Genomic DNA, 13,124 nt, shown 5'->3' with positions numbered 1-13,124 from the left:
TTTCATACCGCGGCTCTAACACCCTCCAGCCCTACCCGCCGAACTCCTGCCGGGCGGGGGCGGGCGGGGGGGCGGCGGGGTGGGGGGCGGGCGGCCGCCGACGCCGCCGAGTGGGCGGCCCTGGAACGGCACCGGGCGTTCCGACGTCACCCCGGCCTTCGCGGCTGGCTCGCGCGGGAGCAGTCGACGGGCCTTGCTCGTCGCGTCGCCGGCGGCCCGCCGTTCGTGCTCCTCGCCTCGGCGCTCGAGGCGGTCGCCGCCCTTCCGGCGGACCCCCCGGTCACGCTCGCGCGGTTCGCCGCCGGTCTGCGGCTCGGCCCGGCCTCCGCCAGCGGGGACCCGCACGCCCTGGACCGTGGCACGCCGCTGGACGGTACGGTCCGGCGTGCTCTCGCCTGGCTCGACGACGATGGCGACGCGCCCGGCGGCGCAGAGGCACGGCGCGACCGCTACGACCGGTGGGGCGTCATCTGCGACGAGCTCTCCAGCACCGTCCTCTGCGCGGGGCTCCGGCCTCCGGGGGCCTCGCCGCTGGAGGCCGGACTTCGCGCCGCCGCCGAGGCCGGAGAGCCGCGGGTGCTGACGCTCCGCGAGCTGCGCGGCCGGGACGTCCTCGTGATCGGCCCCACGGTCTTCGTCTGCGAGAACCCCGACGTGGTCGCGGCGGCCGCCGACGAGCTCGGTGCGTCCTGCCCGCCGCTCGTCTGCACGGAAGGCTGGCCGTCGGCGGCGGTCCTGCGCCTGCTGCGCGCGGTGGTCGCCGGTGGAGCGTCGGCGCGGCATCACGGCGACATGGACGCGGACGGCCTGCGGATCGTTGCTCACCTGCTCGCCGTCACGGGGGGAACGGCGTGGCGGATGTCGGCGGCGGACCATGCCGCGCACCGCGACCAGGGCGCACCGGTCGACCGTCTGCCGTCCGACGACGTTCCGCCGTCGTTGAGCGGTGTCGCCCGAGCGATCCGGGAGAGCAGACGGGCGGTACGCGAGGAGCAGACCATCCGCACGCTGCTCTGGGACCTCGACGGCACCAGCTGACTCCGCACGGGCCTCGTCCCCGTCTTCAGCCCGTCCGCCCCAGCTCCTCCACCCGCGCGGTCCGTCCTCCGGCCGTCGCGGCTCGTGCGGCGGCCGCCCGCACGAGCAGGTCCCGGGTCCCCGGATGGCAGGTGAAGAAGAGCACCCGCTGCTCGGACGCCACCTCGGCCACGACGTCCGCCACGGTTCGGGGGAGACGTTGACCAGCACGTCGTCCATGGCGAGGGGCAGCGGGGTCGCGTCGTGGTCGGCACGACGGGCCGCCCAGCCGGTGACGTCGCCGGTGCGGGCCTCGGCGATCAGGGCCTCGCCCGCCGCCCCGCCGCCGGCGGTCGTCACGTCCCCGGCGGGGCAGACGGTGACGCGCGCCGGCCAGCCGTCGGCCGCGATCGCCTGCCAGCCCTCCTCGAGCGGATCGGTCGACGAGCCCGTCCCACGCCCGCAGGGACGCGTCCTGCAGCTCGCGCCGCACGTGCGGTGCGGTGCGGCCGAGGCCCGAGAAGGGGGTGTCGAGGTGCAGGTCGGCGGCGTGGAGGAAGCGGAAGGAGGGCATGGGGCGGGTCGCGGAGATCGGGGAACGCGCGAGTCACGGCGTCGCCGCCGTCGTACGGCGGGACGCCAGAGGGGCGCCGACGACGATGGGGCCGTGGCGTCGTCGGCGCGCCGACCGAGTCGCGTCGTGGGAGACGATCGGCGGCCCGGAAGACGGCGTGGGACAGAAGTTGCAGGACGGCCGCCGCGTTGCGAACCCGGCACGGATCCGGCACGGCTGGTCCCTGGAGTCGCGGCAACGCTCGCCACGATCGTTTCGGTATGAGCGACGAGCCGATCGACGACACCCCTGAGGCCGACGACGCCGGCCGCGCAGAGGCGGTGAGACCGCTCATGGGAGCCGCGGGCGGCCGCAGTCGGTGGACCGTCGCGATCCCGGATGCAAAGCCGGGATGGGCCGCGATCCGGAAGGCCGTTCGTGCGATTCGTCCGCAGGAGCTGTTCGAGTGGACCGACGCCCACCGCCTTCCCGACGGGACGCGCGTCGACGAGTTCGTCCACCGCGAGTCGACGATCCTGCTGTTCCTCGGGGAGGACGGCCGCGCTTGGCACTACCGCGGGATGGGTCCTGGGGCCGTCGGCCCGAGCGTCCTGCTCGAGCCCGCTCCCGACGGCGAGGTCGCGCGGACGCTCGCGAAGACGGCCTGCGACCGCTGCCTGCACGAGGTTCGTCGCGAGTGCTGGCGGCACGACGAGCCCATGCCGTGGGCTCGCGACCTGCGGCCGGGATCCTGGTGAGCGCGCCGCCTCAGTCGTCCGTCATCGGCACCCGTTCGACGACCCCGTACTGCGCGCCGTCGGGCGACAGGGCCGACCGGTACAGCGCGATCGCCGCTGCCTCGAACTCGAGGGACGGGGTGGGCGCGAGCGGGCGCGCCGGCAGGGGGAGCGCCGGGTTGCGCCGGGCGACGGTGATGTGCGGCCGGAACGGTTGGTCGTCGCGCCGGCCGATGGCCGCGGCGAGCTCCTCGGACAGGTCGTGGTGCAGCATCCCCAGGTCGCCGCGGTCGTCGTGGACGTCGATCGTGAGGGCGCGCGGGCTGCTCGACGGCAGCCAGCGGGGCGCACCGGTCGACAGTCCGCGACAGACCGCGCTGGACCCCACCGACGCGACCGCCTCGACGACCCGCTCGACCGCGCCCGCGTCCGTGGGGCCGAGGAACGCGAGGGTCAGATGGATGTCCGCGGCGGCCACCGGCCGGACGATCGCCGCGACCGGCCGTTGGACCCGCAGCCACGCCGCGAGCTCCTCGCGCACCGGGGCGGGAGGTTCGAGTGCGACGAAGAGTCGCGGGCCGGTCGACTGAGCACGAGCCATCGCCGACGACGCTAGGGGAGCGAGAGGACGGCGGGCCGTCGATCCGCCGGGAACGTATGCGATCCGGCACGAACCGCCGAGGAATCGGAACGCGATGACCGGGGAGAATCCTCCTCGGGATCTACCCCACTCACACGATCCTCTCGGGAGCAGCCCGCACCCATGGCCATCAACATCAAGGATCCCGACACCGACCGGCTCGCCCGCGAGCTCGCGGAGCGCACGGGGGAGACCCTGACGACCGCGGTGAGCACGGCCATCGCGAGCGGCTGGAGCGGGTCCGCGGCCACCGGCCTGCACGGGACCTCGCCGCCGAGCTCGACCGCATCGCAGAACGCAGCGGCGCGCTTCCGGTCCTCGACGCCCGCGATGCTGCGGCGATCCTCGGCTACGACGCGGCCGGGCTCCCGACCTGATGGTCCTCGACACCTCGGCGCTCGTGGCGGTGCTGACCGACGAACCCGACCGGGGGCGGTTCACGCGGGCGATGGCGGACGCGCCGGTCCGGGCGATCTCCGCCGCCACGCTGCTGGAGTCCTCGGTCGTGCTGGAGGCCCGCTTCGGGGAGGCCGGCGGCCGCGAGCTCGATCTCCTGCTGCACCGCGCCGACGTTCGCGTCGTACCCGTGGACGAACGCCAGGCCGAGCCGGCCGCGTGGCCTGGCGGCGATTCGGCAAGGGACGGCACCCGGCGGGGCTCAAACTACGGGGACTGCTGCTCCTACGCCCTGGCCGTGGATCGCGACGAGCCGCTGCTGTTCAAGGGCGATGACTTCGCCGCGACGGACGTTCGCGTCGCGGGCGCCTGATCCGCGGCGCGCGGAGCAGCCCCCAGGGCCTCTCCAAGCGGACCGTGCCCCGGCCACCGGCACCCGCCGGTTCCCCGCGGTCCGCCCCGTTCGTGGCATCGTTGGCCGCGCCGCCGTCAACCGACGCCCGCTCCCTGCGGCCCCAACCATGCTCCCCCTGCTCGCCGGTCTCCTGCTGATCTTCGTCGTCTCCTGCGTGAAGGTGGTGCGGGTCGCGCGGGCGGCGAACGTGCCCAGCGCGGTGCGGCTCGGGGCCGTCATGACCTGGATGGTCGGGACGCTCGCCGTCGCCGTGCTGCCGGCCTTCGCGGCGCTGGCGATCCTCGATGCGGTCACCGGGTTCGTGCGGTTCTCCGACGGCGGGATCGACCAGCTGGCGGCCGCCACGCTGTGGGTCGGCCTCTGCGACGCGGCGAACATCGGCCGGCTCGTCGCCCCGCGCGACGAGGACCGCGGCGGCGCGGCCGACCTCACCCGGGACCGCCGGCTGCTCTTCCTGGCCTCGGCCATCGCGACGGTCGCCTACGCGGCCGCGCTCCTGATCGCCGTCGGCTTCGTCGACCACGGCCACGTGGCGGTCGGCATCGCCGTCGTTCTGGGGTTCCTCGCCAGCGCGGGCACGGTGCAGGCCCGCCCGGGCGGGCCGGGAATGGGCCCGCTGACGCGCCGGCCGGTCGACCCGGAGGACACGGTCGGCGGCGACACGCACCCCGACCCCGACGCGGCCGACGACTCGGACACCACCCCGGCCGGCGACGCGGCCGACCCGCGGGACGCCGGCGGCGCGGGCACGGGAGCGGACCGCGAGCCCGACGGCGACCGACCCGGCCGGCGCTGGTAGCCCCGGGCGAGGCGCCCTGCGCCCCGGTTCACGCGACGCGGGCAGCAACCCCGCGCGCGACGATCCGAACGAGCCCTACTGCTTCGCCTTCAGCGGGTACTTCTGCGACTTCAGGGTCACGGTCCGCTGTTGCTTGAAGGCGTCGCCCGACGGCTTGAACCGGCGGACCTTCCAGCCGCCGGTGGCGCAGCAGTTCGGGTCGCCCTTGCGGTAGACCGGCCACGCGAACGCCGGAACGCCCTTGTAGAAGCCCGACGACGTCTTGCTGTGGCCGATCACCCAGGCGCGGATCGCGGGCCCGTTGCCGTCGTCCGCGACGATGCCGCCCGCGAACGCGCCCCCGGTCCCGCCGCTGCTGATCAGGAACTGCCCGTCCTTGCGGCCGTCGCCGTTGAGGTCCCGGCAGGTCGTCGAGATGCCGCCGCCGTTGGACAGCCAGAACGACACGTTCTCGTGGTCCTGCTCGAGCGCGAGCGCCTTGACCATGCTCGCCTTGCAGGCCGTCGACGTCGCCGACGCGGCTGGGCCGGCGGTGACCGCGACGGTCGCGATGGACCCGGCGGCGACGGCGGCGATGGTCAGGAGCGGGGCGGCGCGCATCGCCGGATCGTAGTGCGCGCGAGGGCCGCGGTTGCGGGTGTACGCGGGAATGGGACGGGGTCGGGACCCGGCGTCCGGCTCTACGCTCCGCCCATGCCCGCCCACCGGTCCTTCGCGCCGTCCGTCGTCGCGCTCGCCGTCCTCGTCACGTCCGTGTGCGTGGTCGCTCCGTCCGCCGGTGCCGCCGCATCGCCGGTCCATCGGTGCGGCACGATCGCCGTCCCGGCCACCCAGGCCCGCGCGGCGGTCTCGCTCCGCGGCACGGCGCTGAAGTGCACCGTGGTCAAGCGGGTGGTCCGCGCGGCCTACGAGCGCTCGGTCCTGATCGGCGACACCCGCCCGTTCACGGTGCGCGACGCCGGCCGGATCTTCCGCTGTCGCTACACCCCGCGCACCGGTGGGATGGTCTGCGAGGGTCGCGGCCGCCGGCTGCGCGGCACGATCTGACCGACGTCCCGACGACCCGACGACCCCACGACCCCACGACCCCACGACCGGGGCGTAGCCCGCCAGTGGCCGGCCGACCCGCCCCCTCCGGCGAACCACCGACCGGATCTCCACGGCGCCGCGCGATTCGGGCGCCCCCTCGCCACGAACCCGGCACGTTCGGGCCCTCGATTCCGCGCACCCTCGGGAGCGATCGTGCGGGCATGAGCTCCACGTCGCCCCGCCGATCGTCCACCAGGCCCGTCGGCCCGAGCGAGGCTGCCTGGAAGGCCCACGCCACCGCGACGATCGTGCACGCCACGCTCGAGGCGCTCCTGGACACCGCCCCGTCGGTCACCGACCCGCTGGCCGCCGAGCTCCTGGGCTCGGACGCGTGCGGCGTCTGGTGGGCCCCGGCGGACGAGGCCGACACCTCGCCCGTCGAGCGTGAGCGTCTGGTCGGCCGCGCCTACGCCGCGCACCTGGAGGAGCGGGCGGACGACCGCGCCCTGGCGGCGCTGCGGGCGCTCCAGCTCGGAGGCAGCGACGGCGTGGTCCCCGAGGTCGCCGCGGCGGCCCGGCGCCTGGCGGCTACCGGCGTCCGCGAGCCGCGATGGTGGGCCCACGCGCACCGCCTCACGCCCCTGCGTGGCGCCCGAGTCTCGTGGGCGGACGACGGGCAGCGCTACACCAGCCACGTCCTCGAGGTGGACCGCGCCGGCGACGTCGTGAACCTCGCCGTCGCGACCCTCGACGACCGCGCGGGGGTCATCGGCGACGTGCTCCTGTTCTCGGACCTCGACGGCTTCGGCCGCGTCGTGGCGAGCGACCAGGACGACCGCGCCCTCGAGTGGCTGGGCGTCGGGACGGTCCAGGCCCGGATCGCCCGCGCGATCGAGCGCACGGACCTCCTCGGCACGGGCGACCCGCCCGGCAGCTCCGAGCCCGAGGTCGGCTACGTCGCCCTCCGTGGCCTGGCGCAGCGCTGGTCGTCGGCCCCGACGACGTCCTGAGACGCGCGAGACCGACGACCGCCCGACGGTGCGCCCGCCCGACCCGCCCGCCCGACCCCGCCCGCCCGACCCCGCCCGCCCTGCCGCCCATGCCCGACCCACCCGGCCTCCCGCCCCGCCCCACGTCCGCCGCGGCGCTGGCGCTGCTCCTCGCCGTCGCCGTGCTCGCCCTGGCGGTCCCGGGCCGGGCGCTCGCCGGCGCCTACGTCGCCCTGGGCGACTCGTACTCGTCGGGCCTCGGCGCGGGGGACGAGTCCGACGGGGCCTGCCGCCGCTCCCCGGCCGCGTTCCCGGCGGTCGTGGCGGCGCGGGTGCCGGGCACGACGCTGGTGACGGTCGCCTGCGCCGGGGCGAAGGTGGCCGACGTCCGGCGCGACCAGCTCGGCGCGCTCTCGCCGGCCACGTCCCTCGTCACGATCACGATCGGCGGCAACGACGCGGGCTTCACGAGCGTGATCGCCCGTTGTGCGCTGCCGATGTGGGTGGCCCGGTGCGGCCCGCCGGTCACGCGGGCCCAGCGGACGATCCGCGGGACGCTCCCCGTACGCCTCGACGGTCTCTACGCCGAGATTCGGAGTCGCGCGCCGGCCGCACGGGTCGTCGTCGTCGGCTACCCGCGCCTGTTCAACGGCATCGACTGCGGCGCGTTCACGTTCTTCAGCCGCGACGACCAGCGGCTCCTCAACGGGACGGCGGACCTTCTCCGCTCGATCCTGCGGACCCGCGCCCGCGCCGCCGGGTTCGCGTTCGCCGACGTCGTGCCGTCCTTCCGCGGCCACGCCGTCTGCGACGACCGGGAGTGGCTGAACGGCCTCTCGCACCCGCTCCGCGAGAGCTTCCACCCCAACGCGACGGGGCACGCCGACGGCTACGCCCCGGCGGTCCTGCGGGCGATCGGTGGCTGACGGGGGTGCGCCGGTCCGTCGTGCCGGCGGGACGCACGGAGCAGGTGTACGAAAACTTCGTACAGCAGTGCACGAGCATTTCGTACACTTCGTCGTGGTGGTCAACCCGTTCCAATACCAGCGACCCCTCGACCCGGCACGGCTGATCGACCGCCGGGACGAGCTCGACGCCCTTCAGCGCGCCGCCTCGGACCGGGTCGCGATCCGCCTGGCCTCTCCGCGCCGCTATGGCAAGACGACCCTGCTCGGCGCGCACCTGGCCGCGATGCGGGCGGCCGGGCACCACGCGTGCCTCATCGACTTCGACCGCGTCGCCACGGTCTCCGACGCCGCCGACCGCATCGTCGACGGGTTGCGGGAGCTGCCGGGCATCGGATCGGGCGCGCTCGAGGGGCGGCTCGCCCGGCTCGGATTGACGGTCGGCCCCGCGGGCGTCCAGCTGAAGGTCGCGCCCCGGTCCGCGCGGACGTCCCTCGGCCCCGACGAGGCGCGGGCCGCGATCCGCGATCTGCTCCAGCTCCCGGCGGACCTGGCGGACGGTGGCGACCTCGTGATCGTCGCGATGGACGAGTTCCAGGACCTGCTCACGGCCGACGACCACCTCGACGGCCTGTTGCGCTCGGTCATCCAGCACCACGCCGACCGCGTGGCGTACCTCTTCGCCGGCAGCGCCCCGTCGCTGATGCGCCGGCTGTTCACCGACCGGGAGCGCCCGTTCTTCGGGCAGGCCCGTCCTCTCGACCTCCCGCCGCTCCCGATCGAGGAGACCACCCGCGAGGTCCACGCCCTGATGCCGGCCGGCGCCACGGCCGAGTTGACCGCCCGGATCGTGGCGACCGCCGACGGTCACCCGCAGCGGACGATGCTGCTGGCCCACCACCTCTACGACGTGCTCGATCGGGCCGAGGACGTGCCGGACCCGGCCCAGGTCGCGCTCGACCGCTCCGTGGCCGAGGGCGCCGACGTCTGCCAGGCGATCTGGAGCGGCTTCAGCCGCAACGAGCGCGCGGTCGTCGCCGCCCTCGCGGACGGACGGTCCCCGGTCTCCACCGCGGCCGCGGCCGAGCACGGGCTGGCCCGCTCGACGCTGCAGTCCGTCACCGAGCGTCTCGTCGAGGACGGTCAGCACGTCGTCCGCGCGGCCGACGGTCGCATCCGGCTCCTCGACCCGATCCTGGGGGAGTGGCTGCGCCGGAGGTGAGCCCGGCGCCCGCGCAACCGCCCCGCCCGATCCCCCGTACCGTCGGCACGCCGACCGCACCGCGACATACTCCGCAGGTGGCCGCGGCCGACACCGACACCGCCCTGGACGCCCTCGCGCGGATGATCGAGGCAGCACCGGGGACCCTCGTGCTCTCCGGCGCCGGGCTCTCCACCGAGTCCGGGATCCCCGACTACCGCGGCCCGGACGGCGAACGGCGCGTCACGCCGATGCAGTACCGCGACTTCGTCGGCTCCTCCGAGGCCCGCCAGCGCTACTGGGCCCGCGCGTTCGTCGGCTGGCGGAACTTCTCCGCCGCCGCGCCGAACGCCGGCCACGACGCGGTCGCCCGGCTCCAGCACGGCGGTCACCTCGGCGCGATCGTCACCCAGAACGTCGACGAGCTGCACCAGGCGGCCGGTGCCCGCGACGTCGTGGACCTGCACGGGACGCTCTCGCAGGTGGTCTGCCTGACCTGCGGCGACCGCACCAGCCGCTGGGATCTCGACGAGCGGATGGCCGCCGACAACCCGACGTTCTCGGCGCACAGCGGCGAGATCCGCCCCGACGGCGACGTCACCCTGGACGACGTCGAGGTCGCCGGGTTCGTCGTGCCGCTGTGCGACGTCTGCGGCGCCGACACCCTGAAGCCGGACGTCGTCTTCTTCGGCGAGTCGGTCCCGAAGGAGCGGGTCGAGCGGTCCTTCGCGCTGACCGACGAGGCGCCCGCGCTGCTGGTCCTCGGCTCGTCGCTGGTGGTCTTCTCGGGCTACCGCTTCGTCCGCCGCGCGGCGCAGAACGGCACGCCGGTGGCGATCGTGACCCTCAGCCCGACGCGCGGCGACGCGCTCGCGGGCGTCGTCCTCAACACCCCGCTGGGCCCGACGCTCACCGATCTGCTGGCGCGGCTGGGCGCCTGACGGCGGGCGGGCGTGCCGCTACGCGGCCTGGCCGCTGAGGATCGCGACGAAGCGCTCGACGCGCCGCCGCTCCTCGGCGGAGAGCTCGCCGTGGCTGCCGAGCAGCAGGGTCATCGGGCCGCGCTTCGTGGCCCAGGCCTGCGCGGCGTCGCTGAACTCCGGCGCGACCCAGACGAGCGCGAGCCCGTCGGCGTGGGCCATGACGGTCTGCTCCTGGGCCTCGGGCGTCGCCTCGGTCCGGACGACCGGGATCGCCGTGACGCCGATCGTGCGGGCGGCCTCGTCGATGCGGGCCAGGCCGCCGGCGTCGGCGGTCACGGCCACCGCGCCGTCCTGGAGCATCTCGACGGCCCAGCCCTCGGGCGAGCTCGTGAGGGTCGCGGGGGTGCAGACGAGGCGGAAGAGCGGGTCGGACACGAGCGCACCGTACCGCCTCCTCGGCCGACCGCGCGCGTGGCGGGGAGCGCGGAGACGTCGAGCGCGCGAGGCTGGCAAGCTGGTCGCACCGTCCGAGACGACCCGTCCGCCGAGCAGCCCTGTCGGCCCGCCCGTCGATCCCCGCCTCCAGCACCGCACGCATGACCCGACCCGATCCCGACCGCCCCGTCGTGCCGTCCGAGCTGCTCCAGGCGATCACCGCCCTGGACTCGGTGCTCGAGAAGCAGCCCCCGCTCGAGGAGCCGCTCGTTCTCTGGCGCGTGTGGGACCGCGACGTCACGGATCTCCCCGACGGGCCCCTCGAGCCCGGGGACACGCTCGAGGACGCCGGCTTCTGCGACTGCACGCTGCACCAGGGCCACGCGATGTCGGTCGCCGGGCCCGGGAAGGCCCTCGTCCGGCTGCTGCTCCCGCCGGGCGTCCGGGTGATGCCGATGTGGCACACCGCGGGGGAGGCCGCCCAGGGCCTCGTCTTCATGGCCCGCGCGACCCGGTTCCGGGTCGAATCCGTCGACGAGGTCGGCGGCTGGGACTTCCCGGTCGTCACCGCCCTGGTGCTGCTGCCGGGCGATCCGCTGCCGGAGCCCGTGGGCGACATCGCCCTCAGCCTGCCGCCGCGCGACGAGATCCCGCCGCCCGCCCAGATCGGCCGCGTGGTCTGGGGTCGCGACGACCCGCGACTGCTGCGTTGAGGGCAACCACCAGAATCCGCTACTCGGTGAACACCGTTGGGGATAGTCTGGCCGCGTGTGGTGGTCCGTATCAGTCCGAGAACATGCCGTCGCCCTCCAGGACACGAGCGACGCCGTCGAATCCCTGCTGCTCCGTCTCGACCTCCGGGTCGTCGGGGGACTGTGGAGCGACGCCGGTCATGCGATCGGCATCGCCCGGTCGCCGGCCGGCCTCTTCGTCGGCTGGCTCGACGTCGGCTGGATCGCGCCGGACGACCCCTTCTCGGAGATGCGCGACGTCGTGCACCTCGTCGAGCGGGTGCCGATCGAGCAGCTCAGCCGTGACCTCGACTTCGCGATCTCCGAGGTCAAGGGCCTCCGTGCGGAGCACCTCCGCGACTGTGAACGGTGCGACGAGCGCTTCGTCCCCGGCCAGATGTACGGCGCGCGGTGCTGCCACAGCTGCGCCGTCCGGGACGGCGACGTCGGTAGCTGCTGACCTGTCGGCCCGGGCATCGGCCTGAGCCCGCGGGCGGGCGCGGAGGCCAGCGACCGCGAGATCGCGCCGGGCCGGACCCCACCGCTGCGCGCCTTGAAAGACCGCGCCGGAGAAGCGTGGAGCGCTCCGCCGGGGATGCACGGAGCGCCGGTGACCCGGACGAACGGCGTCGAACGACCGTCCGTCTGCGGCGAAGAAGTCACAAACGGAGCCGAAGTGTGCCGACACCAGGGGCATGCCCGGCGCCCGTCCATCGACCTCGCGGGAAGCGACGAGCCCGGCGCTCTGGGACGTCGTCGCCGCGCTCGCGGGAGGCCGGCGCGGGACGTCGAACCCCCGGCGCCCGGCGGTCCGCCGACGCGGCGGACGGGAACGGGGTACGGATGCCGACCCGAGCCCCGGAGGACGTGGCCCGGACGACGATCGCTCCGGCTCGCGGGACGCTTCGAGCCCCCAGGACCGGGCCACCGCGCGAGCGGACATCGTCCGGACCCGGCGCCGCGAGGTCGAGGCCGAGCTGATCGGTCTCCCCGGCGGCCCGGACGCCGGGCCCGAGTGGTGGGGCCCCTGCTGGGAGCGTGGCATGGCTGGGGACCTCCCGCCGGAACCGCTGTTCGACGCCCTCGCTGCCCTGCAACCGGGGGTGCGGGTCATCCACGGGCTCGGAGTCGCGGGCACCAGCACGGTCATCGACCACGTCGTCGTCGGGCCGGGAGGCGTCGTCGTCGCCGGATCGGACTCCAGCACCGGCCGCGTCAAGAGCGACGGCGTCCATCTCCGCGTGCGGGGGCGAGACCGCTCACCGGTGGTCGACGTCGCCCTGTGGCAGGCGGAGGTCGTCCGCGCGACGCTCGACCAGCGGGGTATCGCCGGGATCCCCGTCCACGGCGTCCTGCACTGGGAGCACCTGGAGGGCCTGGGCGACCGGGCGATCTGCCTGCGCGGCGTCCCGTTGCTGTCGGCCGGCGCGACGGTGGGCCTCGCCGCGGCGGGTGATGCGGTCTCGCCGCTGGCAGTCGAGCGGATCGTCACCGCGTTGACCCCGCACCACTAGGGACCGCACCGCCCGGGGACCGCACCGACCACGGACCGCCGGCGGTGACGCCCGCGGGTCGCGGAGGACGGGAGTGCCCGGAACGTTCACGGCCCGGATGCCGCGTGCCATCCACGACGCCGATCCGCCACGAGGTCGAGCGAGATCGGCACGCCGCCGTGGAGTCGCGGCAGGGGACGACGGGCGCGTCGCTCGGGACACGGCCTCCCTGAACCGGGGGGCCAGTCGACTCCGGCCGTCATGGGTCGAGGGCGTCGCCCCGGAGGCTTGGGACCGACGAGTACGTGCAGCGCGTCGACGAGTCCCTCGCGGGCGAAGGGACACCAGCCGGGCGAAGGGACCCAGAGGATCCGGCTGGCCGTGCGCTCCGGGATCCCGATCCCGGAGCGACGACGGGAAGTGCACGACCGGAGAAGCGTGGTTTCGACTTCGGGGCTCTGGGTAGATGGATGTCGAACCGGCCGACAGGGCCGGAACGAGGTCAGAAACGACGCCTACCGCACGGAACGGGCCGCAGGGGAAAGAATCTGAAAATTCTTTCCCGGCCCGAATCCTCAGTGGTGAAAGGCGATCTTGGCCCCGCGGGCCACCTGAAGGGCGCAGATCTTCGCCAAATGGCGAAGGTCACGACGCACGCCAGAAGGCCCGTATGTATATTCATCGAGCCGCTGGTCACCGCGGCGCAGCGCCAAGCCAGAGACCGACACGGTCTCGACACGGCAGATGCGGATGCGCTACGGTTCCCAGCCCGCACCGGACATCGGTCTGGTGTGCGCCTCCAGAGTTTGAACACCTGGTCCGTAGGGCGCGGCGGTCTTTGAAAACGCAACAGCATGCGCA

At 74.8% G+C, this 13,124-nt stretch carries 16 protein-coding genes and 1 pseudogene; 13 read left to right on the top strand and 4 right to left on the bottom strand.

Annotation, left to right across the window (positions count from 1 at the left end; genetic code table 11):
• Positions 1 to 1,038 (top strand): TIGR02679 family protein (locus AB0L40_RS22130; RefSeq protein ID WP_364359774.1); only part of this gene is annotated, 1,038 nt, incomplete at its 5' end.
• Positions 1,039 to 1,063: 25 nt separating this feature from the next.
• Here the strand turns inward: AB0L40_RS22130 and AB0L40_RS22125 are convergent.
• Complete coding sequence (locus AB0L40_RS22125) at positions 1,064 to 1,222, bottom strand: hypothetical protein (protein ID WP_364359771.1); 159 nt, start codon at positions 1,220 to 1,222, stop codon at positions 1,064 to 1,066.
• Positions 1,223 to 1,851: 629 nt separating this feature from the next.
• Here AB0L40_RS22125 and AB0L40_RS22120 point away from each other — a divergent pair.
• On the top strand, positions 1,852 to 2,328 hold the full coding sequence (locus tag AB0L40_RS22120; protein WP_364359768.1) for a hypothetical protein: 477 nt from the start codon (positions 1,852 to 1,854) through the stop codon (positions 2,326 to 2,328).
• 10 nt (positions 2,329 to 2,338) lie between these two features.
• On the opposite strand, the gene thpR is transcribed toward AB0L40_RS22120, so the two are convergent.
• Positions 2,339 to 2,908, bottom strand: a complete 570-nt coding sequence (gene thpR, locus AB0L40_RS22115) for an RNA 2',3'-cyclic phosphodiesterase (RefSeq protein WP_364359765.1) — start codon at positions 2,906 to 2,908, stop codon at positions 2,339 to 2,341.
• A 162-nt stretch (positions 2,909 to 3,070) separates the two neighbouring features.
• Here thpR and AB0L40_RS22110 point away from each other — a divergent pair.
• The 3 genes and pseudogenes from AB0L40_RS22110 to AB0L40_RS22100 all read left to right on the top strand — a co-directional run bounded on the left by AB0L40_RS22110 (position 3,071) and on the right by AB0L40_RS22100 (position 4,557).
• Positions 3,071 to 3,324 (top strand): annotated as a pseudogene (locus AB0L40_RS22110) (type II toxin-antitoxin system VapB family antitoxin).
• On the top strand, positions 3,324 to 3,716 hold the full coding sequence (locus tag AB0L40_RS22105; protein WP_364359763.1) for a type II toxin-antitoxin system VapC family toxin: 393 nt from the start codon (positions 3,324 to 3,326) through the stop codon (positions 3,714 to 3,716). The pseudogene AB0L40_RS22110 and the gene AB0L40_RS22105 overlap by 1 nt, the downstream one beginning before the upstream one ends.
• Before the next feature lie 148 nt (positions 3,717 to 3,864).
• The gene (locus tag AB0L40_RS22100; protein ID WP_364359760.1) at positions 3,865 to 4,557 is read left to right on the top strand and encodes a hypothetical protein; all 693 of its coding nucleotides are present in this window, start codon (positions 3,865 to 3,867) and stop codon (positions 4,555 to 4,557) included.
• 75 nt (positions 4,558 to 4,632) lie between these two features.
• Here the strand turns inward: AB0L40_RS22100 and AB0L40_RS22095 are convergent, their stop codons facing one another.
• Complete coding sequence (locus AB0L40_RS22095; RefSeq protein WP_364359757.1) at positions 4,633 to 5,157, bottom strand: hypothetical protein; 525 nt, start codon at positions 5,155 to 5,157, stop codon at positions 4,633 to 4,635.
• A gap of 93 nt (positions 5,158 to 5,250) precedes the next feature.
• Here AB0L40_RS22095 and AB0L40_RS22090 point away from each other — a divergent pair, with 93 nt between their 5' ends.
• The 5 genes from AB0L40_RS22090 to AB0L40_RS22070 all read left to right on the top strand — a co-directional run bounded on the left by AB0L40_RS22090 (position 5,251) and on the right by AB0L40_RS22070 (position 9,622).
• Positions 5,251 to 5,604, top strand: a complete 354-nt coding sequence (locus tag AB0L40_RS22090; protein WP_364359754.1) for a hypothetical protein — start codon at positions 5,251 to 5,253, stop codon at positions 5,602 to 5,604.
• Positions 5,605 to 5,807: 203 nt separating this feature from the next.
• Positions 5,808 to 6,596, top strand: coding sequence for a hypothetical protein (locus AB0L40_RS22085; RefSeq protein WP_364359751.1), 789 nt, complete (start codon positions 5,808 to 5,810; stop codon positions 6,594 to 6,596).
• Between the two features lie 89 nt (positions 6,597 to 6,685).
• Positions 6,686 to 7,501: an SGNH/GDSL hydrolase family protein gene (locus AB0L40_RS22080; protein ID WP_364359748.1), complete on the top strand. Its 816-nt coding sequence runs from the start codon at positions 6,686 to 6,688 to the stop codon at positions 7,499 to 7,501.
• Between the two features lie 97 nt (positions 7,502 to 7,598).
• Positions 7,599 to 8,702, top strand: a complete 1,104-nt coding sequence (locus tag AB0L40_RS22075) for a hypothetical protein (protein WP_364359745.1) — start codon at positions 7,599 to 7,601, stop codon at positions 8,700 to 8,702.
• A gap of 77 nt (positions 8,703 to 8,779) precedes the next feature.
• Positions 8,780 to 9,622, top strand: a complete 843-nt coding sequence (locus AB0L40_RS22070; RefSeq protein ID WP_364359743.1) for an NAD-dependent protein deacetylase — start codon at positions 8,780 to 8,782, stop codon at positions 9,620 to 9,622.
• Between the two features lie 18 nt (positions 9,623 to 9,640).
• On the opposite strand, the gene AB0L40_RS22065 is transcribed toward AB0L40_RS22070, so the two are convergent.
• Positions 9,641 to 10,039, bottom strand: a complete 399-nt coding sequence (locus AB0L40_RS22065; protein WP_364359740.1) for a hypothetical protein — start codon at positions 10,037 to 10,039, stop codon at positions 9,641 to 9,643.
• A gap of 161 nt (positions 10,040 to 10,200) precedes the next feature.
• Here AB0L40_RS22065 and AB0L40_RS22060 point away from each other — a divergent pair, with 161 nt between their 5' ends.
• The 3 genes from AB0L40_RS22060 (at position 10,201) to AB0L40_RS22050 (ending at position 12,284) form a co-directional block, all read left to right on the top strand.
• Entirely contained in the window at positions 10,201 to 10,752 is a 552-nt protein-coding gene (locus AB0L40_RS22060; RefSeq protein ID WP_364359738.1) for a hypothetical protein, read from the top strand.
• A 55-nt stretch (positions 10,753 to 10,807) separates the two neighbouring features.
• Entirely contained in the window at positions 10,808 to 11,230 is a 423-nt protein-coding gene (locus AB0L40_RS22055) for a hypothetical protein (protein ID WP_364359735.1), read from the top strand.
• Between the two features lie 583 nt (positions 11,231 to 11,813).
• Positions 11,814 to 12,284, top strand: coding sequence for an NERD domain-containing protein (locus AB0L40_RS22050; protein WP_364359732.1), 471 nt, complete (start codon positions 11,814 to 11,816; stop codon positions 12,282 to 12,284).
• Positions 12,285 to 13,124: the final 840 nt, after the last annotated feature.

It is taken from the genome of Patulibacter sp. NPDC049589, from assembly GCF_040675535.1.
Taxonomy (GTDB): Bacteria; Actinomycetota; Thermoleophilia; order Solirubrobacterales; family Solirubrobacteraceae; genus Patulibacter.
Note: the sequence above shows the minus strand (reverse complement) of the source record. Positions and strands in the feature narration are given on the sequence as shown.